Below are 25,252 nucleotides of genomic sequence, written 5' to 3' on the forward strand. Positions count from 1 at the left end.
TTACGGTGAAGCGACCGCGGAAGCGCGCTTCCAGCGTCGCTGTCATCGATATCGGCTCGAACTCGGTTCGTCTCGTGGTTTACGAGGCGATGGCGCGCAGCCTCATTACCATCTTCAACGAGAAGGCGCTGTGCGGGCTCGGGCGCGAGGTGCAGAGCACCGGCCTGCTCGCAACCGATGCCGTCAACAAGGCGCTGACCGCGCTGCGCCGTTTTCGCGCGCTGTGCAAAATCCAGCAGGTCGGCCGCGTCTACGCGATCGCGACCGCGGCCTGCCGCGACGCCAAGAACGGTCCGGACTTCATCGCCAAGGCCGAGCGCATCTGCGGCGCCAAGATCGAGATTCTCACCGGGCCGCGTGAAGCGAAGCTGTCCGCGCTCGGCGTCGTCTCGGGCGTGCACAATCCGAACGGCATCGTCGGCGATCTCGGCGGCGGCTCGCTCGAACTGATCGACGTCAAGGGCAACCGCGTGCGCAGCGGCGTGACGTTGCCGCTCGGCAGCCTCGCGCTGCAGGACCTCTCGAACAAATCGCTCAAGCGCGCCGAACGCATCGTCAAGAACGAGCTGCTCGGCGTCGCCCAGCTCAAGACCGGCCGCGGCCGCACCTTCTATGCGGTCGGCGGCACCTGGCGTGCGCTGGCGCGCATTCACATCATCCAGAGCGGCTATCCGCTCAAGGTGATGCACGGCTATTCGATCCCGGCGGCCGACGCGCTCGATTTCGCGCAGCGGCTGCGGCGGCTGGCGGCCACCAACATGCTGGCCAATATCGAGTCGGTCGCCGATGCGCGGCGGCCGCTATTGGCCTACGCCGCGCTCGTGCTCGAATACATCATCCGCGTGGCCCAGCCGAAGACCATCGTGTTCTCGACCTTCGGCGTGCGCGAGGGCCTGCTCTACGAGATGCTGCCGCCGGCCGAACGCGCCAAGGACGGGCTGCTCTGTGCCGCGCAGAACCTCAATGAATTGCTGTCGCGCTCGGCCCGCCACGCCCAGGAGCTGACGGCGTGGACCGATCGGCTGGTGCGTGTCGTCAGGCTGCGCGAGACCGAGGAAGACCGCAGGCTGCGGCATGTCGCCTGCCTGCTCTCCGATATCGGCTGGCGGGTGCATCCCGATCATCGCGGCGAGGAAACCCTCAGCCTGATCATGAACGGCAATTTCGGCTCGATCACGCATCAGGGGCGCGCCTTCGTCGCGCTCTCGGTGTTCTATCGCTACGCCGGGCTCAGCGAGGAGAACGAGCCGCCGCCGCAGATCCGCGCGCTGGTGACGCCGGCGATGGACGAGCGCGCCCGCGTGCTCGGCGCCGCCTTCCGCGTCGCGCATCTGATCACGGCGGCGCGCACCGGCGTGCTGCCGGCTACCCATTTCCGTACCCAGGGCCGCAAGCTGATGCTCGTGTTCGAGCACCGGATGGTGGATCTGGTCGCCGACCGCGTCGGCAGCCGCTTCAAGCAATTGGCGCGGCTGGTCGGGCGCGTCGGCTCGATCGTGCGGCGCTGAGCATGATCCGGAAAAGTGCGAAGCGGTTTTCCCTCGCGACAAACGCGGAATGCGTTTGCGCGGAGATCATGCTCAAACAACAAGCTCGACCCTATCTCATCGCGCTTTAAGCCTCACGCCGCCTTGGCGGCGTGCTTGGCCTTGCGGAGTGCGTGGCGGCGCCAGATCGACCCTACGACCAGCACCACGATGATGCCGAGCACCGCGAGCGTGATCTCGCCGCCATTGCCGCCATGGGCGAATTGCGGCGACATCCCGACCGACGTCAGCCAGGAATCGAGCTTGGCACCGAGCGGTCCGGCGAACAGCGCGTCCAGCTTCGGATGCACGGCCGGATCGGTCGCGATGACATCGCCCGCGATCCAGCCCAGCAGCGCGGCACCGGCCCAGACCAGGACCGGCAGCTTGGTGAGCAGCGCCATGATCAGCGCCGCGCCGGCAACGATCAGGGGAACGCTGATCGCAAGACCGAGCACCAGCAGCGGCACGCTGCCGTTGGCGGCGGCAGCCACCGCGATCACATTGTCGAGGCTCATCACGATGTCGGCGACGACGACGATCTGAACCGCGGCCCACAGATGCGAGGCCGCGTGCACGCTGTCCTCGTCCTCCTGCTCCGGCACCAGCAGCTTGGCGGCAATCACGATCAGCGCCAGTCCGCCGACCAGCTTCAAATAGGGAAGCTCCATCAGGCTGGCGACGATGCCGGTGAAGATGACGCGCAGCAGCACCGCCGCGGCGGCGCCGAGAATCATGCCCCACAGGCGCTGGCGCGGCGCGAGCCCGCGGCAGGCGAGCGCGATCACGAGCGCGTTGTCGCCCGAAAGCAGGACGTTGATCCAGATGATCTTGCCGACAGCGACCCAGAAGGTCGGCGTCGCCATCTCGTTCCTGAACTCGGTGAAGAACGCGCCGATGTACGCCGGATCAAAGATCTGCCACAGCCAGTCCACAGCGAGTCCTATTCGGCCTTGCGGCCGCCCCTGACGGCGGTCGTCCGCCGCTCCCCCGTTTGTTTCGACGCGGTCTCCTCGGGAGACCGCGTCACTTTCAGCAATACTACGGCGTCAGCCGACGATCTCGTTGCCTGCGAAGAACTGCGCGATCTCGATCACCGCGGTCTCCGGCGCATCCGAACCGTGCACCGAATTCTCGCCGATCGACTTCGCATAGAGCTTGCGGATGGTGCCTTCGGCGGCTTTCGACGGATCGGTCGCGCCCATCACGTCGCGATATTTCAGGATGGCGCCCTCGCCTTCCAGCACCTGGACCACGACCGGGCCCGAGGTCATGAAGTCGACCAGCTCGCCGAAGAACGGACGCGCCTTGTGGACGGCGTAGAAGGTCTCGGCCTGGCCGCGGGTCATGCGGATGCGCTTCTGCGCCACGACCCGCAGGCCCGCCTTCTCGATCACCGCGTTGACCGCGCCGGTCAGGTTGCGCTCGGTGGCGTCGGGCTTGATGATCGAAAAGGTGCGTTCAATCGCCATGATTTCGTCCTTGTAAACGTGGCTGGGAGTTGCCGGGGCTTATATCGGCGCGATGGGGTAACGGCAAGCGACCCTGTGACGCGTTAGCCTTTAGTTTTGACGCATTTTCACGACGAAAACCGTCGTTAGGGCGTCCTCCGGACTGCGGCCGGCTCGGCCAACTTACCGCGAGTTCACCTAGGTGAACCCATCCTGTCAGCGCCGTGCCGCTGCCGTTCAGCTCCAGCCACATAGGCTCTGCAGCGATCGGACGCCTTGCTGGCCCCCCATCCGCAAGCCTCACAGGACGTCTCGGGAAATGTCACCGCGGGCGCGTCGCGCGCGCCCATAGCTCGAGGAGACGATCATGTTACGCAAACTCTCGCTTGCCGCCGTCGCCGCAGTTTCGCTCGGTGCCGCCGCGCTCGCCCCGACCTCCGCCTCGGCTTGGGGTGGTTGGCATGGCGGCTGGCACGGTGGATGGCATCACGGCTGGTGGGGCGGCCCGCGCGTCATCGTCGGCGGTCCGGCCTATTACGGCGGTTATGGCTACGGCGGCGGCTGCTACGTGCGCCGCGTGGTGCCGACCCCGTGGGGCCCCCGCTGGCGCCTGGTCAACCGCTGCTACTGATCCATCGAATCTACGACTGCTCCCCTGACTTGCTTCTCGCCCCGGCCCTCGCGCCGGGGCTTTTTTCAGATCCGTTGGGGAACCCGGGCACATGATGGGACCCACTACCTCAAGGCGAGAGCAAGGCGCGGAAACCAAATTCGGGGTCGCGACTTGTCATGGCGAGGAGCTACTCGAACATGCGAGGTGGAACTCGCCGAGAGACATGCCATGACGATGACAATGAGCAAGATCGACAAGGACGCCGATCAGATTGATCACAAGACCTGCCGTTACATCTGCGATGCCGTAGGCGAACGGCTTCAGCAAAGCATGCGGCCAGAGCCCGCACTTTCGTCTCGCCTCCAGCAACTCCTCGACGAGATGCAACGACGGGAAGGCGATCGCCAATAGATGTTGAGGGCTGACCAGCAGCCCAATTGCGTTTTTTGCAACAACCCCGGGAGAGATTTTACAAACAGACGGGTTGCGTTTGGCGGCGGGTCCGGTGACAACGCTGCATGCTCTCCATCACTGACATCTCGGTCCGGATCGCCGGACGGCTGTTGATCGATCACAGTTCGGTACAAATTGTGCCCGGAGCCCGCGTCGGATTTGTCGGCCGCAACGGCGTCGGCAAATCGACGCTGTTTCATGCCATCCGGGGCGACATCCCGACCGAGAGCGGCAGCATCGCGCTTCCGCCGCGCTGGCGTATCGGCAGCCTCGCACAGGAAGCGCCCGACGGGCCCGAAAGCCTGATCAACGTCGTGCTGAAGGCCGATCTCGAGCGCGACGCGCTGCTGCGCGAGGCGGAAACGGCGCACGATCCGCACCGGATTGCCGAAATCCAGACCCGGCTGGTCGACATCGACGCCCATTCCGCGCCCGCCCGCGCCGCGGCGATCCTCTCCGGCCTCGGCTTCTCGACATCAGACCAGGCGCGGCCGTGCGCGGAATTTTCCGGCGGCTGGCGCATGCGCGTCGCGCTGGCGGCGACGCTGTTCTCCGCGCCCGACCTTCTGCTGCTGGACGAGCCGACCAACTATCTCGATCTCGAAGGCACGTTGTGGCTCGAGAACCACCTTGCCAACTATCCGCGCACGGTGATCGTGATCAGCCACGACCGCGATCTCCTGGATACCTCGGTCGATCAGATCCTGCACCTCGATCGCGGCAAGCTGACGCTCTACAAGGGCACCTATTCCTCGTTCGAGGAACAGCGCGCTGCGCGCGAATTGCTCGACGCCAAGCACGCCAAGCGGCAGGCCGATGAGCGCAAGCGCCTGCAGGATTTCGTCGACCGCTTCAAGGCCAAGGCCTCGAAGGCACGGCAGGCGCAGTCGCGCGTGAAGATGCTGGAGCGGATGAAGCCGATCACCGCGCTGGTGACCCAGGATGTTCATGAGATCTCGTTCCCGGCACCGGAGAAGCTGCTGTCGCCGCCGATCATCGCGGTCGATGACGTCTCGGTCGGCTACGAGCCCGGCAAGCCGGTGCTCAATCGCGTGACGCTGCGCGTCGATACCGACGACCGCATCGCGCTGCTCGGGGCCAACGGCAACGGCAAGTCGACGCTGGTCAAGCTGCTGGCGGGCAAGCTCGCGCCGTTTGCCGGCAGGATCACGAGGGCCGACAAGCTGTCGGTCGGCTATTTCGCCCAACACCAGGTCGACGAGCTCAATCTCGACGGCTCGCCCTATGATCATATCCGCAAGCTGATGCCGGAAGCGCCGGAGAGCAAGGTGCGTGGCCGCGTCGGCGCGATCGGTTTCTCCGGCAAGGCCGGCGACACGCTGGCGAGGAGCCTTTCGGGCGGCGAGAAGGCGCGGCTGCTGCTGGGGCTTGCCACGTTCTACGGCCCGAACATGATCATCCTGGACGAGCCGACCAACCATCTCGATATCGACAGCCGTGCGGCGCTGGCGGAGGCGATCAACGAATTCCCCGGCGCCGTCATGATGGTCTCGCACGATCGTTATCTGATCGAGGCCTGCGCCGACCGCCTGTGGGTCGTGGCGAACCAGACCGTGACGGCCTATGACGGCGATCTCGACGAATATCGACGGATGATCCTGTCGGCCAATGACGGCCGGCCGGCCTCGCGCGAGCGCGTCAAGGAGCCCGCCAAACCGGAGCGCGCCCGCAATGAAAAGCGTGCTTCACCCAGGCAGCGGGTCACGCAAGCCGAGGCCGAGATCGAGCGCATCAACGGCATCATCGCCAAGATCGATACCGCGCTCGCATTGCCGGATATTTTTACGCGCGACCCCAAGCAGGCCGCGCAACTGACCAAGGCGCGCGCCGGCGCCGAGAGCGCGCTCCAGCGCGCCGAGGAAGACTGGCTGGAAGCCAGCGCCGAACTCGACGAAGCGGCGAATTAGACCGGACGGAGCCGCATATTCGATGTCGTCCATGCGAAAGCAAGGACCCATAACCACAGCTAGTTATTGTTGCACGATGGTGGAACGACGAGCCCCGTTCACAACACGGGCCGCGGAATATGGGTCCCTGCTTTCGCAGGGACGACGGTGGAGGGAGCGCCAGGGCTCCTTCCGGTATCATGCCCGCGCGTGCGGGCATGACCTGCCGCCGGCGAAAACGCGCTAGCCGTGCGAGGTCTTTTTCTTCTTCGGCTTTGCCTGCTTCGGCTCCGGCACAGGGTCCGGACCGCGCTCGACGGACGACAGGCGCCCCGAGGAGAACGTGTAGATGCCGGCGCGCGCGCCACGCGACCAGGTCACGACCGCAACACGCTCGCCGCCCGGCCCACTGGACAGGTTCACGCTGTCGGGAGCACCGATGCCGCGCACGACGTCGCATTCAGTGTGGCCGAGTGCAACGCTGCCGCCCGTTGGTTGCGGCGGCGGTGCACCGCCGGCCTGCGCGTTGGCATCGGCGGCGCCCGGCGGCGGTGCCATGCCTGGACAACTGCCGTCGGCACTGACGAGATCATCGTTCGTTACCGGCTTGTCGGGCGTCAGCGGCGGCGATTCGATCGAGATGTTGCGGATGAACACCCGCCCGGGACGCGAGAACCATTCCGCATCGCGCGAAAACAAGTCGGATCCGGCGCCAGAACAGCCGGCAAGTCCCGGCGCAAGCACCAGCAAGGCCAGCAGCGACTTCCGACTGAATGTTCCGTCCCGCACGATCGACAAAGCTCCTACCCCTTCACCTAAGGGCTTGTCCGAACATCACTTTGCGGCATGACCGTGGCCCGCCCCAAGAAACGTCGAATTATCATTAATTAGTAGCTATCGCTATTGGCGCCGTTGCCAGCGTCCCCGCTCGTCGGTCTGCCAATAGGTGACCTCGAAGCCGCGCGCCTTGCAAGCCGTCCAGCTTTCCCTGGCCGAGGCCACCGCGTCGGGGTCGTCGCCGTTGAACACGAGGACCACCCGCTCGTAGCTGTCGCAGTCGGCCGGCAGCGCCGCATTGTCGACCAGGAAGCGGACATTGGCCCGATTCGGATTGCCCTCCTCGATCGACAGGATGATCGGCTGGTCCTGCGCGTCGGCGACGCGCGAGGTCGCGTGCGGCAGGAATGAATCGTCGCTGTAGGTCCACAGATGCGCGTCGAGCGTTTCGGCGCGCTCCTGCGACGTCGATTGCACGACCGCGCGCCAGCCGCGCTCGAGCGACTTCTCGAGCAGCGGCGGCAGCACGCTCTCCAGCGTCATGTTCTGCAGGTGGTAGAACAGAACCTCGGTCATGCGCCGGCCGACACTCTATTTCCTGGCTTCATAATAGTCGGACACCAGCCGCTCGAGCAGGCGGACGCCATAACCCGAACCCCAGCTCTGATTGATCTCGGTCTTCGGCGCGCCCATCGCGGTGCCGGCGATGTCGAGATGCGCCCACGGCGTGCCGTCGACGAAACGCTGCAGGAATTGCGCTGCCGTGATCGAGCCGCCGTTGCGCCCGCCGGTGTTCTTCATGTCGGCGAATTGCGAATCGATCTGCTTGTCGTATTCGGGACCGAGCGGCATGCGCCATACCTTCTCGCCGGTCTCGAGGCCGACCTTGGCGAGGCGCTCGGCGAGTTCGTCATTGTTGGAGAACATGCCGGCGTGATCGGTGCCGAGCGCGACCATGATCGCGCCGGTCAGCGTGGCCAGATCGACCATGAATTTCGGCTTGAACTTCTTGGCGACGTACCAGAGCACGTCGGCGAGCACGAGGCGTCCCTCGGCGTCGGTGTTGATGATTTCGATGGTCTGGCCGGACATCGAGGTGACGATGTCGCCCGGACGCTGCGCATTGCCGTCGGGCATGTTCTCGACAAGGCCGATGGCGCCGACCACATTGACGCGGGCCTTGCGCGCCGCGAGCGCATGCATCAGCCCGACCACGCAGGCCGCACCGCCCATATCACCCTTCATGTCCTCCATGCCGCCGGCCGACTTGATGGAGATGCCGCCGGTGTCGAAGCAGACGCCCTTGCCGACGAACGCGACCGGCGCCTCGCTCTTCTTGCCGCCGTTCCAGCGCATGATCACGGTGCGGCCGGGCCGTGCCGATCCCTGCGCGACGCCGAGCAGCGCGCCCATGCCGAGCTTGGTCATCGCCTTGACGTCGAGCACCTCGACGCTGACGCCGAGCTTGCGAAGCTGGCTGGCGCGGCGTGCGAATTCCTCGGGGTACAGCACGTTCGGCGGCTCGTTGACGAGCTCACGCGCCAAATTCACACCGTCAACGACCGAGGCTTCAGGCGCGTAGGCCTTCCTGGCGGCGGCAACATCGTCGACGGCGATCGAGACGTCGGCCCGCAGTGTGCCGTCCTCGCCGTCCTTCTTCTTGGTCTTGTAGCGGTCGAACTTGTAGGCGCGCAGACGGATGCCGGTGGCGATCGCGGCGGCCTGGCCGGCGGCCATCGCGGCATCGGGCAGTTCCGCGATCACGGTCATCGAACCGCTGCCGGCATTGAGCTTGCCGGCCACCGCGCCGCCAAACTTGAGAAAATCCTTGTCCTTGAGGTCGGCCGCCTTGCCGGTGCCGATCACGATCAGCCGCTCGACCTTGATTCCCTCCGGCGCCAGGATGTCGAGGATCGCCCCGCTCTTACCCTTGAACTGGTTGGCGGCCGCGGCCCGCTTGACCGTCTCGGCGGCGGCTCCCAGCGCCTTCCGGGTGGCGGCTCCCAGCTTCAATTGGTCGTCGCAAAAGGCGACCAGAATACCGCGAGCGGCCGCGGAGAATGGGACAAAGCCGACCTTGACGGCGTCGGACATAGGAAAATCCTCCAGAACTCAGGGTGTTGCTCGGACCTGAGGCGGTCCTTCCGGCACGCGGGGTGAGCATTGCGATAGCGGTCCGGAACCAGCCCGAACCGGGCTTGTCACGCACTATGAACTGTCGGCTGCGTCGCTGCCAAGCGCCGGAGTGGCCGGAAGGCCACAAAAGCGATTAATTAACCATAAATTAAGCGTGCCTTGGCCCGGCCATTTTGTTGACGGATCAAAGGGATGGTAGTGAGAGAGCGACTAGAGAGTGAGCCGGACGGGTCCGCGGCTCGACCATAGGGGAACCCGGGTTGACGGGGATGGTCGAAAGCCGTGCGTTTGGTTGCGTGCAGGGGTCTTTGGGGGTCGTGCGGTAGCGATGGGGTCGATCGACAAGTACATCTTTAAAACGACGCTGGCGTCGTTTGCGCTTGTCCTGGTCAGCCTCACCGGCGTGATCTGGATTACGCAGGCGCTGCGCGGCATCGACCTGATGACCAGCCAGGGTCAGACCATCCTCACCTTCCTTGGCATCACCGGTCTCGTGATTCCCGCCCTGGTGCTGATCATCGCCCCGATCGCGCTGATGATCGCGATCTCCCATACGCTGAACAAGCTCGCGACCGATTCCGAAATCATCGTCATGAACGCGGCGGGCTTCTCGCCGATCCGGCTGTTCCGGCCGTTCTTCCTCGCCACCTGCGTGGTGGCGGCACTGGTCGCCTTCATCGGCGCCTATCTCGCCCCCGACGGCATGCGCCGAATCAAGCAGTGGGACGCTGAGATCACCGCCGACGTACTGACCAACATCCTGCAGCCCGGCCGCTTCGCCCAGCTCGACCAGAACTTGACGATTCGCATCCGCGAGCGCCTGCCCGGCGGCGTGCTCGGTGGCGTCTTCGTCGACGATCGCCGCGATCCGCAGGAGCGCGTCACCATCATCGCCGACCACGGCACCGTGCAGAAGACCGATCGAGGTTCGTACCTCGTGCTCTATGACGGCAATCTCCAACGGTTCGAGGTTGGCAAGCGCGATCCGGCGCTGGTCGCGTTCGCCCGCTACGCCTTTGACATGTCGAAATTCTCGCAGGGCCGCGACGTCACGCTCGGGATTCGCGAGCGCTATCTCTGGGAGCTGATGTGGCCGGACGAGGAAGACAAGACCTATCAGCAGCTGTCGGGCCAGTTCTTCGCGGAGCTGCATGATCGCTTCATGGCGCCGATCTATCCGTTTGCGTTCGCGGCCCTCACCTTCGCCTTCCTCGGCGCGCCGCGCACCACGCGCCAAAGCCGCAATTTCTCGATCGGCGGCTCGGTATTCGCGGTGTTCGGCCTGCGGATGGTCGGATTCGCCTGCTCCGTCATGGCAGTGAAGACGCCGCTCGCGGCGCTGGTGCAGTATCTGATGCTGTTCGGCGGCATCGGCGTCGGCATCTGGATGATCGTCGGCGGCGTGGTCGTCGAACCGCCGCCGCGGCTGATGGAAGCGATCAACAGGAACAACGAGCGCATTGTGCGCCTCTTCCGGAGGCCGGCAACCGCATGAGCATGGTGACAAACACGCTCGGGCGTTATTTCGCCGGCCGCTTCGTGGTCGCGGCAGTGGGTGTGTTCGCGGGCATCTTCGTGCTGCTCGTGCTGGTCGACTACATCGAGATGGTGCGCAAGACGTCGGGCCTCGTCTCGGCCTCCGCGATCACGGTCGCGGAGACTTCGCTATTCCGGGTGCCGCAGTTGCTTGAGAAGCTGATGCCGTTCTGCGTGCTGATCGGCGCCATGACCTGCTACCTCGCCTTGTCGCGGCGGCTGGAGCTCGTCGTGGCACGCGCCGCCGGCGTCTCGGCCTGGCAATTCATCTCGCCGGCGCTGGCCAGCGCGATCTTGCTCGGCATCTTCGCGACCACCGCCTACAATCCGGTGTCGGCCAATCTGCGCGAGCTCTCCAAGCGCATGGAAGCCGAGCTGTTCGGCTCGGCGCCCGGCGGCGGCATTCAGGACGCGTCCGGCTTCTGGCTGAACCAGATCAACGACGAGGGGCAGGCGATCATCAATGCGGCCCGCAGCGAGCAGCAGGGCGTCCGGCTGACCGGCCTCACCGTGTTCCGATTCGATACGACGCTCCAGTTCAAGGAGCGAATCGAAGCGCGCGAAGCGGCGCTCGAAGACGGCCGTTGGGTGTTCAAAAGCGTGCGCCGATTCACCCTCGATAAGCCTCCGGTGGACCAGGACACCTTCTACCTGACCACCACCCTTACCCCGGCACAGGTGCGCAACAGTTTCTCCACCCCGGAAACTGTGTCCTTTTGGCAACTGCCGAACTACATCCGTTCGTCGGAGAGTTCAGGGTTCGCGACGGCTGGCTATCGCTTGCAGTATCACAAGCTCATCGCACAGCCGTTTTTGCTGGCTGCGATGGTGATGTTGGCGGCTTCTGTGAGCCTCCGCTTCTTTCGGATGGGCGGCGTGCAGAAGATGGTTTTGAGTGGCGTGGGCGCAGGCTTTCTGCTCTACGTGCTGTCGAAAGTAACTGAAGATTTGAGCAAGGCTGAGTTGATGCATCCCATCGCTGCGGCGTGGTTGCCTGTCGTTGTGGGCAGCCTCACCGGTTTCTTAGCCTTGCTGTACCAGGAGGACGGGTAGTGGCTATCGTCGCCGCCCGCCAGTTGAGGTCGCCTGCTCTCGGGCGGCGCAGTGCCCTGCGCCGTCAACGGAGCCGCATGGCCGCGTTTGGCGTTTCGATCTCAGCTCTCCTCGCCGCGTTCGTCGTGGTCAGCGCGCTCGACGTGGTCGCGTCGACGCCGGCTGCCGCGCAGGCGTTCACCTACAATCCGCGTCCGCCGAAGCCGCCCCGCCCGCCGGCCAAGAATGACGGGCAGATGCTCGTTCAGGCGACCGAGGTCGATTACGACTACAACAACCAGCGCATCTCGGCCGTCGGCAACGTCCAGATGTTCTACAACGGCACCAGCGTCGAGGCCGACAAGGTCATCTACGACCAGAAGACCAAGCGTCTTCATGCCGAAGGCAACATCCGCATGACCGATGCGGAAGGCAAGATCACCTACGCCAACATCGTGGATCTCAGCGACGACTACCGCGACGGTTTCGTCGATTCGCTGCGCGTCGACACTGAAGACCAGACCCGCATGGCGGCGACCCGTGCCGATCGGTCCAGCGGCAATTACACGGTGTTCGACAACGGCGTTTATACCGCCTGCGCGCCCTGTAAGGATGATCCGAAGAAGCCGCCGCTCTGGCAGGTCAAGGGCGCGCGCATCATCCATAACCAGACCGAGAAGATGCTCTATTTCGAGAACGCCCAGCTCGAATTCTTCGGCGTTCCGATGGCGTATCTGCCCTACTTCTCGACGCCCGATCCGACCGTGAAGCGCAAGAGCGGCTTCCTGATGCCGGGCTTCACCACGTATTCGGCGTTCGGCGTCGGCGTCGAAATCCCCTATTACTTCGCGCTCGCGCCGGACTTCGACGCGACCTTCAATCCGCGCATCACGTCGAAGCAGGGCGTGCTGTTCCAGGGCGAATTCCGCCAGCGCCTGTCGAACGGCGCCTATCAGATCCGGCTCTACGGCATCGACCAGCTCGATCAGGGCGCCTTCGCCGGCCAGCCCGGCGACCGCCAATTCCGCGGCGGCGTCGAGACCAAGGGTCAGTTCGCGCTGAACGACAAATGGACCTGGGGCTGGGACGGCGTGCTGCTGTCCGACTACTACTTCATGTCCGATTATCGGCTGGCCCAGTACAAGGACCCGTTCGGATCGTTCCTGTCGCTGCCGACCGAGGCGATCTCGCAACTCTATCTGACCGGCGTCGGCAACCGCAGCTTCTTCGACGCACGCGCGATCTATTATCTCAGCTACTCGGGCAACCAGAACCAGGTTCCGGTGGTCGCGCCTGTGATCGACTACAACAACGTGATCAACAGCCCGATCTTCGGTGGCGAGTTCAGCTACAAGGTGAACTTCACCAACCTGACCCGCGAAACCGCGGTGTTCGACCCGATCACGGCACAGGCCGCCAACCCCCTTAACCCGTTGTGCACAACCACGTCCGCCGACCCGATGGCGCGGACGCCGTCGCAGTGCCTGCTGCGCGGCATGCCGGGCACCTACACAAGGCTGACCGCCGAAGCGCAGTGGCGCAAATCCTATACCGACCCGCTCGGCCAGATCTGGACGCCGTTCGTCGGCGTCCGCGCCGATGCCATCAACGCCGACATCTCGAACCAGCCGGGCGTTTCCAACTTCCTGCCGGTCGGCGACACCCAGACGGTCCGCCTGATGCCGACCGTCGGCTTCGAATACCGCTACCCCTTCATCAACGTGCAGCCGTGGGGCACGACGACCGTCGAGCCGATCGCGCAGGTCATCATCCGGCCCAACGAGCCCGACGCCGGCAAGCTTCCGAACGAGGACGCGCAGAGCCTGGTGTTCGACACCTCGAACCTGTTCGCGGTCGACAAGTTCTCCGGCTACGACCGCGTCGAAGGCGGCAGTCGCGCCAATGTCGGCGTGCAGGCCACCACGCAGTTCGATCGCGGCGGCAGCGTCAAGGCGATGTTCGGACAGTCCTACCAGATGTTCGGGTTGAACTCGTTCGCGGTCGCGGACGTCACCAACACCGGCATCGACTCCGGCCTGCAGAATCCGCGCTCGGACTATGTCGCGAGCCTCGCCTACTCGCCCAACCGCACCTACACGTTCAGCGTCCGCTCGCGGATGGACGAGGCGACCTGGAACATCAATCGGTTCGAGGCCCAGGCCAGCGCGAACTTCGACCGCTGGTCGGTCAGCCTGATGTACGGCGACTATGCCGCGCAGCCGGAACTTGGCTATTTGACGCGCCGCGAGGGCATCCTCGCCAGCGGATCGGTCAAGGTGGCGGCGAACTGGGTGGTTCAGGGCGCGGCGCGCTGGGACCTTGAAGCGAACAAGATCAACCAGTACGCGTTCGGCGCGGGCTATGTGGACGACTGCTTCGTGCTGGCCGCCAACTATGTCACGTCCTATACCTATCAGGCCGGCTCGACGCCGCCCGTCCTCAGCCACGCGTTCATGTTCCAGATCGGGCTGCGGACGATCGCCCAAACCTCCACGACCAGCAGTTCGGCTGGCATGCAGTAGCGAGCGAGCGGTCTGGCGGAGGGCGTGGATTGCCTGCGGGCCTGTGGCTCCGGTTTGAATTGGTTTAAACGGCTGACATGACGATAATGACGACCGCTAGCCTGCCAACGCGCCGCTATCAGCTAGTGTTGAGTTTCCTGCTGGCTCTTTTCTTCCTGCTCGGAGGCGGTGCGCGACTGCATGCCCAGACCATCGCCGTGATGGTCAATGGCGAGCCCATCACCAATTACGACATCGAGCAGCGCGCCAAGCTGAACGCCCTGACCGGCGGCAAGACGCCCGATCGGAAGACCGTCCTCGACGAACTGATCGACGAGAAGCTGAAGATCAAGGAAGCCAAGAAATTCGGCGTGGATCCGTCGGCCGGCGATATCGACCAGTCCTTCGGCGGTATGGCGCAGCGGATGCGGCTTTCCGGCGACCAGCTCACCAAGGTGCTCGAGGGCAAGGGCATCCGCCCGGACACGCTGAAGCAACGCATCAGGGCCGACATGGTCTGGACCAGCCTGGTCCGCGGCCGCTTCAAGGAAAGCCTGCAGGTTGGCGAAAAGGACGTGGCCAACGCGGTCAAGGAGACCGGAGGGGCGGTTGAGGCCGAGGCGTTCGAATACAGGATGCAGCCGGTCGTTCTGATCGTGCCCCGCGGCGCGCCGCAGTCGGAGTTCGAGGGGCGCCGCAAGGAAGCGGACAGCCTGCGCGAGCGCGTCACCAGTTGCGAGGAAGCCAACACCTTCTTCAAGTCGATGCGCAACGCCGCGATCCGCGAGATCGTCGTGAAGACCTCGGCCGACCTGCCGCAGTCGCTGCGCGACATCCTGGACAAGACCCCGGTCGGCCACCTCACCCCTCCCGAGGTTACCAAGCAGGGCATCGAAATGGTCGCCCTCTGCGGCAGGAAGGCGACCACCGTCGACACACCGAAGAAGCGTGAGATGCGCGACAAGATGTACGTGCAGAAGTACGAGGCGAAGTCGAAGGCCTACCTGCAGGAAGTCCGGAAAGCCGCGATGATCGAATATCCAGGCGGGCGATGATCGACTATCGTTGACGCATGGCTCAACCTCTCGCACTGACATCCGGCGAGCCCGCAGGCATCGGCCCCGACATCACGCTCGCCGCATGGCTGCGACGCCACGAACTCGATCTCCCGCCGTTCTATCTGCTCGGCGACCGTGCCGCGCTTGCCGAGCGCGCCAAGGCGCTCGGGCTAGCCGTCGAATTGGCCGAGGTCAGCGCCGAGGAGGCATCCGCGGCGTTCGCACGCGCCCTCCCCGTGGTTGCGACCGGCAAGGCGGCGACGGCGCGGCCGGGCCAGCCCGACGGCACGAGCGCGGATGCGGCGCTAGCATCGATCCGGCAGGCCGTCGCCGATGTCGCCGCCGGCAAGGCCAGCGCCGTCGTCACCAATCCGATCGCCAAGAACGTGCTGTACCGCGCCGGCTTCCGGCATCCCGGCCACACAGAGTTCTTGGCCGAGCTTGCCGCAAGCGGCGGGCACGCGCCGCAGCCGGTGATGATGCTGTGGTCGCCGGCGCTCGCCGTCGTCCCGGTGACGATCCATGTGTCGGTCCGCGAGGCGCTGGCGCAATTGACGACCGACTTGATCGTGTCGACCGCGCGGATCGTGGTCGCGGACATGAAGGCGCGGTTCGGCCTCGCGGCGCCGCGGCTCGCCATTGCCGGCCTCAATCCGCATGCCGGCGAAGACGGCACGCTCGGCATGGAAGACGTCGAGATCGTCGCGCCCGCGGTCGAGATCCTGCGCCGCGATGGCATTGCCGTCCGGGGCCCGCTGCCGGCCGACACCATGTTCCACGCAGCCGCGCGCAAGACCTATGACTGTGCGATCTGCATGTATCACGACCAGGCGCTGATCCCGATCAAGACCGTCGCGTTCGAGGACGCCGTCAATGTCACCCTGGGACTGCCCTTCATCCGGACGTCGCCCGATCACGGCACCGCATTCGACATCGCCGGCACCGGCAAGGCCAATCCGTCAAGCCTGATCGCCGCCCTCCGGCTCGCCGCGCGCATGGCCGCGGCATCAAGCTAAGTGAGCGCGATCGACGATCTGCCGCCGCTGCGCGACATCATTCGCGAGCATTCGCTGTCGGCGCGTAAATCGCTGGGCCAGAATTTTCTGCTCGATCTCAACCTCACCGCGCGCATCGCCCGCGCCGCGGGCCCGCTGGAAGACTCCACCGTGATCGAGGTCGGGCCCGGTCCCGGCGGCTTGACGCGTGCGCTGCTTGCGCTGGGTGCCAGGCGCGTGATCGCCATCGAGCGCGACGAGCGGGCGCTGGCCGCGCTCGACTACATCGCCAAACGCTATCCCGGCCGCATCGAGATCGTGCATGGCGACGCGCAGCGCTTTGACCCGCGTCCCTTGCTCGATGGCGCCAAGGCCAAGATCGTCGCCAACCTGCCCTACAACATCGCAACCCAGCTCTTGGTCGACTGGCTGTCGATCGAGCCGTGGCCGCCCTGGTACGATATGATGGTCCTGATGTTCCAGCGCGAGGTCGCCGAGCGCATCGTCGCCCATGAGGACGAGGAAGCGTTTGGCCGGCTCGCGGTGCTCGCCAACTGGCGCGCCGAGACCAAGATCCTGTTCGACATCTCGCCCGCGGCCTTCGTGCCGCAACCGAAGGTCACGTCCTCGGTGGTACGATTGATACCGCGCGCCGCGCCCGAGCCGTGTGACCGCCGCATGCTCGAGCAGGTCGCGGCCGCCGCCTTCGGCCAGCGCCGCAAGATGTTGCGCCAGAGCCTGAAATCGCTGTCGGTCGATCCGGCGCGGCTTGCTGCCGCAGCCGGTATCGACGCGACACGGCGCGCCGAAACCATTCCGGTCGCGGGCTTTGTTGCCATGGCGAGGGAATTGGCCGATATACGGGCCACAAAATAGAACAGCAGGAGAAAACGTAATGGCGCGCATGGTTCGCCAATCCCTCGTCAAATTCGATGCACCGCTGTGCGAAACCATCGTCGACACGCCGAAGCCCCAGGGACGCGAAGTGCTGGTGCGCATCGAGCGCTGCGGCCTGTGCCATTCCGATCTCCACATCCAGGACGGCTACGCCGATCTCGGCGGCGGCAAGAAGCTCGACACCACCCGCGGCATGACCCTGCCCTTCACGCTCGGCCACGAGATCGCGGGCGTGGTCGACGAGGTCGGCCCCGATGCGCCGAAGGATCTGATCGGGACGAAGAAGGCCGTCTTCCCCTGGATCGGCTGCGGCCAGTGCCGCGACTGCCTCGCCGGCGACGAGAATCTCTGCGTCAAGCAGCGCTTCCTCGGCGTCTCGATCGACGGCGGCTTCGCCACCCACGTGCTGGTGCCCGACGCAAAATACCTGCTCGATTACGACCCGCTGCCGGTCAACCAGGCCGCCACCCTGATGTGCTCCGGCGTCACCGCCTATGGCGCGCTGAAGCGCCTGGTCGATCGTCCGCGCCAGCGCAATCTGCTGCTGATCGGCCTCGGCGGCGTCGGCATGATGGGCCTGTCATTCGCGCAGGCGATGTTCAAGCAGCCGATCACGGTTGCCGATCTCAGCCCCGCGGCGCGCGAGACCGCGCTGAAGAACGGCGCGGCGGCCGCCTATGACCCGGCAGAGCCCGATGTCGTCAAGCGCATGCTGAAGGAGAGCGACGGCGGCTTCGACGGCGTCGTCGACTTTGCCGGCAACGAGAAGTCGATGGCGTTTGCGGTGTCGACGGTCGCGCGCGGCGGCAAGATCGTGGTGTCCGGCCTGATGGGCGGCCAGTTCACGCTGCCGATGGTGCAGTGGGTGTACAAGCGCATGACCATCGAAGGCTTCATGGTGGGCACGCTGGCCGAAGGTCAGGAATTGATGACGCTCGCCCGCGCCGGCAAGATCAAGCCGACGCCGATGAAGGAAGAGCCGATGGCCGACGTCCAGAAATGGATCGACGAGCTGCGCGCCGGCAAGGTCGTCGGACGCATCGTCCTGAAGAACTAGAGCATGATCCGAAACAGTGTGACGCGGTTTTCCGAAAGGTCATGCTGAGACATGACGTCCCGCCCGTGCTGCTACCGCCGGCGGGACGCGGCCGCTCCGATGGAACCTGACAGTCGAACCAAGCCATCGTTCGGTTCATGTTCCGCGGCCTCGGGCTCGCCGCAATTGCGGCACGCCGCGAGCCCCAATTAAGCCCTACCCGTTCCGGATTTGCGGCGCATTGCGACCCAACTCTTTGCCGAGATTGGGATCTCCAGCGTTTGCGTTAAAAAAGAGATACCGGGGACGCGTATGTCAAATCGTTCAGCGAAATTCGCTGCGGCGCTTGCCGCCAGCATGCTGGCCGGTGCCAGTTTCGGCGCCATGGCCCAGACCGCCGCCAATACGGCCAATAGCGCCAACACGGCGGACAGCTGTCTGTCCGCCCCCAAGGGAACCGCGCCTGCGGGAAGCCACTGGTTCTACCATCTCGATCGCAGCAAGAAGAAGTGCTGGTATCTCGGCGAGGCCAAGAACAAGGCGGCCAAGACGGCGACCACGACCGCACAGCAGCCGCCGGCGGCGGCCGCGCCCGATACCACAACGGCCGACGCGACGCCGCCACAGAGCCAGCCGGCGCCGCAGAGCCAGCCCGCGCCGCAGCAGCCGGCGATGCGCAAGTCAGTCGCCGATGCCCATGCCGAGTGGCCCTCGGTGCAGGCCGCAACCGTGCCTGCGCCAAGCGCCGACGCCGGCCAGGCCGGCGGAACGGCAGCAGCAACGACCGATCCGGCGGGACCGGGTGCCAACGCCCAGCCGTCTGACGTGAACGCCAGATGGCTGGATGCATCGAGCATGGCCGGAACCAACGGAACCCGGCGCGCCGCGGACCCGCCGACCGCGGTCGCGCAGGCCGACGCGACACCGCAACAGGCGGCCGCGCCGGCGCCTGCCGCCCCCGCCACGGCCGAGGCGTCCGTGGAGAAATCATCCTCCTCGACGCAGATGTTGCTGATCGTGATGGTTGGAGCGCTGGCGCTGGCCGGCATGGTCAGCGCGCTGGTGTTCGGGCTGACCCGCAGGCGCTCGGCGCCCTACCAAACCGAGGACGAGTGGCACGCGCCGTGGGATTCGCTGCACACCGAGCCGGCGCCGCCGATGGCGGTTGTCAGCCGGGACCGTCCGCTGCGTCTGTCCGAGGCTGCGCCGCGCCGCGCCGAGACTCCCGTTCCGCGCCGTGCGGAGACGCCCGCTCCACGCCGCGCCGAAAAGCCAGCTCCACGTCGCGAGACTACGCGTGATCGGGATCAAAGGGAGCAAGACAACAAGCAGATCGCCGCAATGCTGCAGCGGCTTGCGCGCAGCGCGACGAATTAAGGTCCGCTTAGAAAAAAATGCAAACGGACGTGATGCGGTCGCATCACGTCCGCAACGCGCTACTTCTCGAGCTGACGCTGCAGGCCGCGCACGAATTCGGTGAGGCCGGTGCGGCGCTCGCGCTTGAGGCGCTCGGCCTTCAGGATCGACTGCACCTCGGCAAAGGCGTCGTCGACGTTGTGGTTGACGACGATGTAGTCGTATTCCGCCCAATGGCTCAGCTCATGACTGGCGCGGCTCATCCGTCCGCGGATGACCTCTTCCGAATCTTGCGCCCGGGTATGCAGCCGCTTCTCGAGATCGGCGGCCGACGGCGGCAGGATGAACACCCGCACCACATCGGCGCTGGCTTTCTGGTGGAGCTGTTGCGTGCCCTGCCAGTCGATATCGAACAGAACATCCTGCCCCACCGATAATGCGGCCTCGACCGGCGCACGCGGCGTGCCGTAGCGGTTGTCGAATACGGTGGCCCATTCGAGCAGTTCACCATGCTCGACCATCGTCTCGAACTTCTTCTTGTCGACGAAGAAATAGTCGCGGCCCTCGACCTCGCCCGGCCGCATCGGCCGCGTCGTCGCCGACACCGACATCTTCAGGCCCGGCTCGCGCTCCAGCAGCATGCGCGACAGCGTGGTCTTGCCGGCGCCCGAGGGCGACGACAGGACGAACATCAGTCCGCGCCGCTCAACGCCGTCAAAACCCTGCGCCGTCATCATTCACTCCAGATTCTGGACCTGTTCGCGGAACTGCTCGACCACGTTCTTCATTTCAAGCCCGGTGTTGGTCAGCTCGACGTCGTTCGACTTCGAGCAGCAGGTGTTCACCTCGCGATTGAATTCCTGGGCGAGGAAGTCGAGCCGGCGCCCGACCGGACCGCCCTTGCCGATCATCTCGCGCGCTTGGGCGATATGCGAGGCGATGCGGTCGAGCTCCTCGCGGATGTCGGCCTTGGTGGCGATCAGGATCGCCTCCTGGTTCAGGCGGTCGGCATCGAAGCGGTCGGACGTCTCGAGCAGTGCTGCGATCTGCTCGGCAAGCCGCGCCTTGATCGCCTCGGGCTTGCGGCCGGGAGCAGTCTCGGCGCGCTTGGCGAGCCGCTCGATCTCGTCCATCCGCTGCATCAGGATCTGCCCCAGCGCATCGCCCTCGCGGCGGCGCATCTCGACAAGGCTGCCGAGCGCCTGCTCGAAGGCCATCGCTGCCGCCTCGCGCGCCGCCTTGTCCTCGTCCTCGTTGCTCTCAGGCTCGACCACCTCGATGACGCCCTTGATGCCGAGCAGTCCGTCAATGCTCGGTGCCACCGCGTCGATCCGCTGCGCGAGCGTGCCGGCGACCTTCACCACGGCGGCGAGCACGTCCTCATTGATCCGGATCGTCTGCGCCGCGTCGCTGCGCTTGACGCTGAGATTGGCGTAGACCGTGCCGCGCGACAGCAGCTCGCCGGCCCGCTTCTTGGCAAGCGCTTCCAGTTCGTCCCAGCCCGGCGGCAGCCGCAACCGCAGGTCAAAGCCCTTGGCATTGACCGATTTCAGCTCCCACTCGAACGTATAGGGACCGCTTGCGCCATGGCTTCGGGCAAAGCCAGTCATGCTCGACAGCGCCATCGCGTGAAACTCTCCAACAGAAGGATATGGGACTCACCCGGAGCCTGCGAGACTCGTGGGGAGCCGGTGCGACCTTAAAACGGATTCCGTGAAAGTGGAATTACGTTCCACCTCCGGAAACGCAGAGCTACAGCATGATCCGGAAAAGTGTGTAGCGGTTTTCCCTCGCGACAAACGCGTAGCGTTTGCGCGGCGATCATGCTCAAACAAGAAGCTAGAGCGCGATGACGATCGCGCTTTAGCGCTGCACCACCGGCGGCGAATTGGTCTGCTGGGCTGCACCCTGCCGACCGCGCGGCGGCTTCTTTTGATTGGTGGGCTTCGGCGTCGTCGCCGTGGGATTGGTGTCGGCGCCGGGCGCCGCTGCGGCAGGCGCCGGATCATCCGCGGGCTCGACCGTGTCGTTCTGGATCTGCTTCTCCGACGCGCGCAGCTTGGCGACGTTCTTCGCGTGCTGGTCGTAGGTTTCGGTGAAGGCGTGGCCGCCGGTTCCATCGGCGACGAAGAACAGGTCGCGGGTACGCGCCGGGTTGGCGGTCGCCTCCAGCGAGGCGCGTCCGGGATTGGCGATCGGTCCGGGCGGCAGGCCGTCGATCACATAGGTGTTGTAGGGCGACGGCTGCGTGATCTCGCTGCGCTTGATCGGACGGCCCAGCGTTCCCTTGCCGCCCACCAGTCCGTAGATGATGGTCGGATCGGACTGCAGCTTCATCCGCTGGCGCAGGCGGTTGACGAACACGGCGGCCACGCGGCTGCGCTCGTCGGCGCGGCCGGTTTCCTTCTCGACGATCGAGGCCAGCGTCACCAGCTGGTCCGGCGATTTCAGCGGCGTGTCGGTGTTGCGGCGTTCCCAGATTTCGGCAAGCACGCGCTTCTGCGCCTGCTGCAGGCGCTGGATCACCTGGTCGCGCGTGGTGCCGCGCGGGAATTTGTAGGTCTCCGGCAGCAGCGTGCCCTCGCGCGGGATCTCGCGCACCGAGCCGGTGAAGATGTCGTTGTCGGACAGCCGCGTCACGATCTGCTCCGAAGTCAGGCCTTCCGGGATCGTGATGGCGTGCTGCACCACCTTGCCGTCGACGATGGTGGCGATGACGTCGCGCAGGCTGGCATTCTTCTGGAACGAATATTCGCCGGGCTTGAGATCGGAGCTTGCCTTCAGCGCGAACACGCCGCCGATGAAGACCCACGGATTGACGTTGATCACGCCCTCACGCGAGAGCACGTCGGCGATGTCACGCTTGCCGGCGCGCGCCGGGATGTTGACGATCTTGTCTTCCTGCAGCGGTCCCGGCGATTCCAGCGCCTGCTTGCCGTAGTAATACGTCGCTCCCGCGCCGATCATCAGGATGATCAGGATGGTGAAGATGGCATTGCCGACGATCACGAAGGGATTGCGGGCGCGATCCGAGCGCTTGGGCGGCGGCGGAAGCTGTTCGGGCTCCAGCGCGGCGCGTGGACTCCTCGGTGAAATGGGCGGCCTCTCACTCATCGATGCAAACCAATATCCTGCCGGTTGAATCGTGGCCGGACAAACCCCTGCCCTGCCAATAGCATGCGCCCGCTATTAGGAGTCACCGCGGAATACGGCAAAACGGTGGACTAGTTCGAAAGTCCCGATCGAATCGGAACGGGACTTTGGATTCTCGTTTTTGACGCATTTTCTTCACGCGAACCGGTACCCACTTCGCTCGAAAACGCTCTAACGACCTACTAATTGGTCACGCGCTGCACGATCACGGAAGCGTTTGTGCCGCCGAAACCGAAGGAATTGGACAGCGCCACATTGACGTCACGCTTGCGCGACGTATGCGGCACAAGATCGATCGCCGTTTGCACCGACGGATTGTCGAGATTGATGGTCGGCGGCACCACGTTATCGCGAATCGCCAGGATCGCGAAGATCGCCTCGATCGCGCCGGCCGCACCGAGCAGATGCCCGGTCGCGGACTTGGTCGACGACATCGAAACCTTCGAGGCCGCGTTGCCGAGCAGGCGCTCGACCGCGCCGAGCTCGATCTCGTCGCCGACCTGCGTCGAGGTGCCGTGCGCATTGATGTAGTCGAGGTCGGATGCCGCGAGGCCGGCGCGCTTCAGCGCCATGCTCATGCTGCGGAAGCCGCCATTGCCGTCCGGCGGCGGCGAGGTGATGTGGAAGGCATCGCCCGACAGGCCATAGCCGGTGACCTCGGCATAGATCTTCGCGCCGCGGCGCTTGGCGTGCTCGTATTCCTCGAGCACGAGGACGCCGGCGCCCTCGCCCATCACGAAGCCGTCGCGATCCTTGTCATAAGGCCGCGATGCCTTTTGCGGGGTCTCGTTGAAGCCGGTGGACAGCGCACGCGCCGCGCAGAAGCCGGCGATGCCGATCCGCGAGATCGGCGATTCGGCGCCGCCCGCGACCATCACCTCGGCGTCGCCGAGCGCGATCAGCCGCGCTGCGTCGCCGACCGCATGCGCGCCGGTCGAGCACGCCGTGACCACCGCATGATTGGGCCCCTTCAGGCCGTGCTCGATCGAGACGTAGCCCGAGGCCAGATTGATCAGGCGGCCCGGAATGAAGAAGGGAGAGACCCTACGCGGCCCGCGCTCCTTCAGCAGCACCGCGGTCTCGGCAATGCCGGTGAGGCCGCCGATGCCGGAGCCGATCATCGTGCCGGTGGCGAACTGGTCCTCATCCGACTTCGGATGCCAGTTGGCATCGTCCAGCGCCTGCTTGGCCGCGCACATCGCATAGAGGATGAAGTCGTCGACCTTGCGCTGGTCCTTCGGCTCCATCCACTGGTCGGGATTGAAGGTGCCGTTGGAGCCGTCGCCGCGCGGAATGTAGCAGGCGACCTGGCTCGGCAGGTCGGACACGTCGAACGTGTCGATCTTCTTGCCGCCGCTGTCTCCGGCGAGGATGCGCGCCCAAGTTGCGTCAACGCCGCAGCCGAGCGGTGTAAGCATGCCCAGCCCCGTGACGACAACTCGTCTCATTTCCACGTCTCCGGCCAGCAATGCGCGGCTGATAATAAGAAGCCGGGGGACCGCTCGATCGCGGTCCGTCCGGCCCCGTCAAATTCGCGATCGGCGTCAGCTCTTCGCGTTCTTCTCAAGAAACTTGGTCGCGTCGCCGACGGTCAGAATCGTCTCCGCCGCGTCGTCGGGAATCTCGCAACCGAATTCTTCTTCGAATGCCATCACGAGCTCGACCGTGTCGAGGCTGTCGGCGCCGAGGTCATCGATGAAGCTCGCGCTATCGACCACCTTCTCGGGCTCGACACCAAGGTGCTCGACCACAATCTTCTTAACCCGCTCGCCAATCTCACTCATCGTTCAACCTCGTTGTTCCATTGGACCCGACCCCAAGACGATACGAGCCATCGTGGTCGTCTCGATTACTCAGTCGCGCATAGTCTTGATTCGGCCCGGTCGTAGCCGATTAAAGCCCCGGCGAACGGCAGGCGTCGCCACGCCAATATACAGGGTTTCAAAATCCTGCAATGGCGTTCTTTGCCCATCCATGGGGGGTTCAGCTACCATACTTCCAAAGCCTTGACTACACGCCTGAACCGGCTCCCGAAAACGGCTTTTCGCCGCATTGCGAGAGCCAGCAAGCAGCTCAAATCATAGCCATCCCGCCGTTGACGTGAATCGTCTGCCCGGTGACGTACGCGGCCTCGTTCGAGGCCAGATAGACCGCCGCAGCGGCGATGTCCTCGGGCGTTCCGAGCCGCGCCGCAGGAACCTTCGCCAGGATGGCCTCGCGCTGCTTGTCGTTCAGCGCATCGGTCATCGGCGTCTTGATGAAGCCCGGCGCGATGCAATTGGCGGTCACGCCGCGCTTGGCGTATTCGGCGCCCAGCGTCTTGATCAGGCCGATGATGCCGGCCTTCGACGCGGTGTAGTTGCCCTGCCCCGGATTGCCGGTGACTCCGACGATCGAGGTGATCGCGATGATGCGGCCGAAGCGCTTGCGCATCATCAGCTTGGTCGCGGCGCGCGCCAAGCGGAACGTCGCGGTCAGGTTGACCGCGATCACGTCGTCCCAATCCTCGTCGCGCAGCTGCACGAACAGGTTGTCGCGGGTGATGCCGGCGTTGGCGATCAGGATGTCGACCTGTCCCATCGCAGCTTCCGCTGCCGGCACCAGCGCCTCGACGTCATCCTTGCTGGAGAGATTGCAGGGCAGCACATGCACGCGCTCGCCGAGCTTGGCCGCAAAGCCGTCCAGCACCTCGCGCCGCGTCCCCGAGATCGCTACCGTCGCGCCCTGCGCATGCAGCGCCTGCGCGATCGCGCCGCCGATGCCGCCGGTTGCGCCCGTGACGAGCGCCGTCTTGCCAGTCAGATCAAACATCGAATTCTCCTTCC

The 25,252-nt window shown here is 65.2% G+C and carries 23 protein-coding genes; 12 read left to right on the forward strand and 11 right to left on the reverse strand.

From position 1 onward, the window contains the following. The first annotated feature begins 5 nt into the window (after window positions 1-5). Window positions 6-1,508, forward strand: coding sequence for an exopolyphosphatase (gene ppx / locus JEY66_RS25990; protein WP_018271308.1), 1,503 nt, complete (start codon window positions 6-8; stop codon window positions 1,506-1,508). 113 nt (window positions 1,509-1,621) lie between these two features. On the opposite strand, the gene JEY66_RS25995 is transcribed toward ppx, so the two are convergent. After that, complete coding sequence (locus JEY66_RS25995; RefSeq protein WP_018271307.1) at window positions 1,622-2,461, reverse strand: TerC family protein; 840 nt, start codon at window positions 2,459-2,461, stop codon at window positions 1,622-1,624. 114 nt (window positions 2,462-2,575) lie between these two features. Beyond that, window positions 2,576-2,998 carry a nucleoside-diphosphate kinase gene (gene ndk, locus JEY66_RS26000; protein WP_016847423.1) on the reverse strand — a complete coding sequence of 141 codons (423 nt, stop codon included), beginning with the start codon at window positions 2,996-2,998 and terminating at the stop codon, window positions 2,576-2,578. Window positions 2,999-3,344: 346 nt separating this feature from the next. Between ndk and JEY66_RS26005 the strand changes: the two genes are divergently transcribed. From JEY66_RS26005 to JEY66_RS26015, 3 genes are all read left to right on the forward strand, one after another. After that, window positions 3,345-3,608, forward strand: coding sequence for a hypothetical protein (locus JEY66_RS26005; RefSeq protein ID WP_018271306.1), 264 nt, complete (start codon window positions 3,345-3,347; stop codon window positions 3,606-3,608). A 222-nt stretch (window positions 3,609-3,830) separates the two neighbouring features. Next, window positions 3,831-4,001: a hypothetical protein gene (locus JEY66_RS26010; protein ID WP_170198504.1), complete on the forward strand. Its 171-nt coding sequence runs from the start codon at window positions 3,831-3,833 to the stop codon at window positions 3,999-4,001. Between the two features lie 107 nt (window positions 4,002-4,108). Beyond that, window positions 4,109-5,971, forward strand: a complete 1,863-nt coding sequence (locus JEY66_RS26015; protein WP_018271304.1) for an ABC-F family ATP-binding cassette domain-containing protein — start codon at window positions 4,109-4,111, stop codon at window positions 5,969-5,971. Window positions 5,972-6,193: 222 nt separating this feature from the next. On the opposite strand, the gene JEY66_RS26020 is transcribed toward JEY66_RS26015, so the two are convergent. From JEY66_RS26020 to JEY66_RS26030, 3 genes are all read right to left on the reverse strand, one after another. Next, window positions 6,194-6,748, reverse strand: a complete 555-nt coding sequence (locus tag JEY66_RS26020) for a hypothetical protein (protein WP_016847426.1) — start codon at window positions 6,746-6,748, stop codon at window positions 6,194-6,196. A gap of 102 nt (window positions 6,749-6,850) precedes the next feature. Beyond that, window positions 6,851-7,303 carry a DNA polymerase III subunit chi gene (locus tag JEY66_RS26025; protein ID WP_018271303.1) on the reverse strand — a complete coding sequence of 151 codons (453 nt, stop codon included), beginning with the start codon at window positions 7,301-7,303 and terminating at the stop codon, window positions 6,851-6,853. 15 nt (window positions 7,304-7,318) lie between these two features. Then, window positions 7,319-8,821, reverse strand: a complete 1,503-nt coding sequence (locus JEY66_RS26030) for a leucyl aminopeptidase (RefSeq protein WP_018271302.1) — start codon at window positions 8,819-8,821, stop codon at window positions 7,319-7,321. A gap of 370 nt (window positions 8,822-9,191) precedes the next feature. Here JEY66_RS26030 and lptF point away from each other — a divergent pair, with 370 nt between their 5' ends. The 8 genes from lptF (at window position 9,192) to JEY66_RS26070 (ending at window position 19,295) form a co-directional block, all read left to right on the forward strand. Next, complete coding sequence (gene lptF, locus JEY66_RS26035; RefSeq protein ID WP_018271301.1) at window positions 9,192-10,358, forward strand: LPS export ABC transporter permease LptF; 1,167 nt, start codon at window positions 9,192-9,194, stop codon at window positions 10,356-10,358. Then, entirely contained in the window at window positions 10,355-11,452 is a 1,098-nt protein-coding gene (lptG, locus tag JEY66_RS26040; RefSeq protein WP_016847430.1) for an LPS export ABC transporter permease LptG, read from the forward strand. Before lptF ends, lptG begins: the two co-directional genes overlap by 4 nt. Before the next feature lie 77 nt (window positions 11,453-11,529). Further along, a complete protein-coding gene (locus JEY66_RS26045; RefSeq protein WP_018271300.1) occupies window positions 11,530-13,953 on the forward strand; it encodes an LPS-assembly protein LptD in 2,424 nt (807 codons plus the stop codon). Window positions 13,954-14,039: 86 nt separating this feature from the next. After that, window positions 14,040-14,987 (forward strand): SurA N-terminal domain-containing protein, encoded by a 948-nt coding sequence (locus JEY66_RS26050; RefSeq protein ID WP_018271299.1) that lies wholly within the window; start codon window positions 14,040-14,042, stop codon window positions 14,985-14,987. 17 nt (window positions 14,988-15,004) lie between these two features. Beyond that, window positions 15,005-16,006: a 4-hydroxythreonine-4-phosphate dehydrogenase PdxA gene (gene pdxA / locus JEY66_RS26055; protein ID WP_018271298.1), complete on the forward strand. Its 1,002-nt coding sequence runs from the start codon at window positions 15,005-15,007 to the stop codon at window positions 16,004-16,006. Next, the gene (gene rsmA, locus JEY66_RS26060) at window positions 16,007-16,861 is read left to right on the forward strand and encodes a 16S rRNA (adenine(1518)-N(6)/adenine(1519)-N(6))-dimethyltransferase RsmA (protein ID WP_018271297.1); all 855 of its coding nucleotides are present in this window, start codon (window positions 16,007-16,009) and stop codon (window positions 16,859-16,861) included. It abuts the gene before it with no gap. A 19-nt stretch (window positions 16,862-16,880) separates the two neighbouring features. Beyond that, window positions 16,881-17,939 carry an alcohol dehydrogenase gene (locus JEY66_RS26065; RefSeq protein ID WP_018271296.1) on the forward strand — a complete coding sequence of 353 codons (1,059 nt, stop codon included), beginning with the start codon at window positions 16,881-16,883 and terminating at the stop codon, window positions 17,937-17,939. Window positions 17,940-18,230: 291 nt separating this feature from the next. Further along, window positions 18,231-19,295: a hypothetical protein gene (locus JEY66_RS26070; RefSeq protein ID WP_018271295.1), complete on the forward strand. Its 1,065-nt coding sequence runs from the start codon at window positions 18,231-18,233 to the stop codon at window positions 19,293-19,295. A gap of 59 nt (window positions 19,296-19,354) precedes the next feature. On the opposite strand, the gene gmk is transcribed toward JEY66_RS26070, so the two are convergent. The 6 genes from gmk to fabG all read right to left on the reverse strand — a co-directional run bounded on the left by gmk (window position 19,355) and on the right by fabG (window position 25,238). Further along, the gene (gene gmk / locus JEY66_RS26075; RefSeq protein WP_026192682.1) at window positions 19,355-20,008 is read right to left on the reverse strand and encodes a guanylate kinase; all 654 of its coding nucleotides are present in this window, start codon (window positions 20,006-20,008) and stop codon (window positions 19,355-19,357) included. A 3-nt stretch (window positions 20,009-20,011) separates the two neighbouring features. Then, window positions 20,012-20,899: a YicC/YloC family endoribonuclease gene (locus tag JEY66_RS26080; RefSeq protein WP_016844278.1), complete on the reverse strand. Its 888-nt coding sequence runs from the start codon at window positions 20,897-20,899 to the stop codon at window positions 20,012-20,014. A 238-nt stretch (window positions 20,900-21,137) separates the two neighbouring features. Next, window positions 21,138-22,388 carry an endolytic transglycosylase MltG gene (mltG, locus tag JEY66_RS26085; RefSeq protein ID WP_016844279.1) on the reverse strand — a complete coding sequence of 417 codons (1,251 nt, stop codon included), beginning with the start codon at window positions 22,386-22,388 and terminating at the stop codon, window positions 21,138-21,140. A 221-nt stretch (window positions 22,389-22,609) separates the two neighbouring features. Then, the gene (gene fabF / locus JEY66_RS26090) at window positions 22,610-23,875 is read right to left on the reverse strand and encodes a beta-ketoacyl-ACP synthase II (protein WP_026192681.1); all 1,266 of its coding nucleotides are present in this window, start codon (window positions 23,873-23,875) and stop codon (window positions 22,610-22,612) included. Between the two features lie 96 nt (window positions 23,876-23,971). Continuing rightward, window positions 23,972-24,211, reverse strand: a complete 240-nt coding sequence (locus tag JEY66_RS26095) for an acyl carrier protein (RefSeq protein ID WP_002716125.1) — start codon at window positions 24,209-24,211, stop codon at window positions 23,972-23,974. A gap of 289 nt (window positions 24,212-24,500) precedes the next feature. Further along, window positions 24,501-25,238, reverse strand: a complete 738-nt coding sequence (gene fabG, locus JEY66_RS26100; protein ID WP_018271293.1) for a 3-oxoacyl-[acyl-carrier-protein] reductase — start codon at window positions 25,236-25,238, stop codon at window positions 24,501-24,503. Between the last annotated feature and the right edge of the window lie 14 nt (window positions 25,239-25,252).

This window comes from Bradyrhizobium elkanii USDA 76 (genome assembly GCF_023278185.1).
Lineage (GTDB): Bacteria > Pseudomonadota > Alphaproteobacteria > Rhizobiales > Xanthobacteraceae > Bradyrhizobium > Bradyrhizobium elkanii.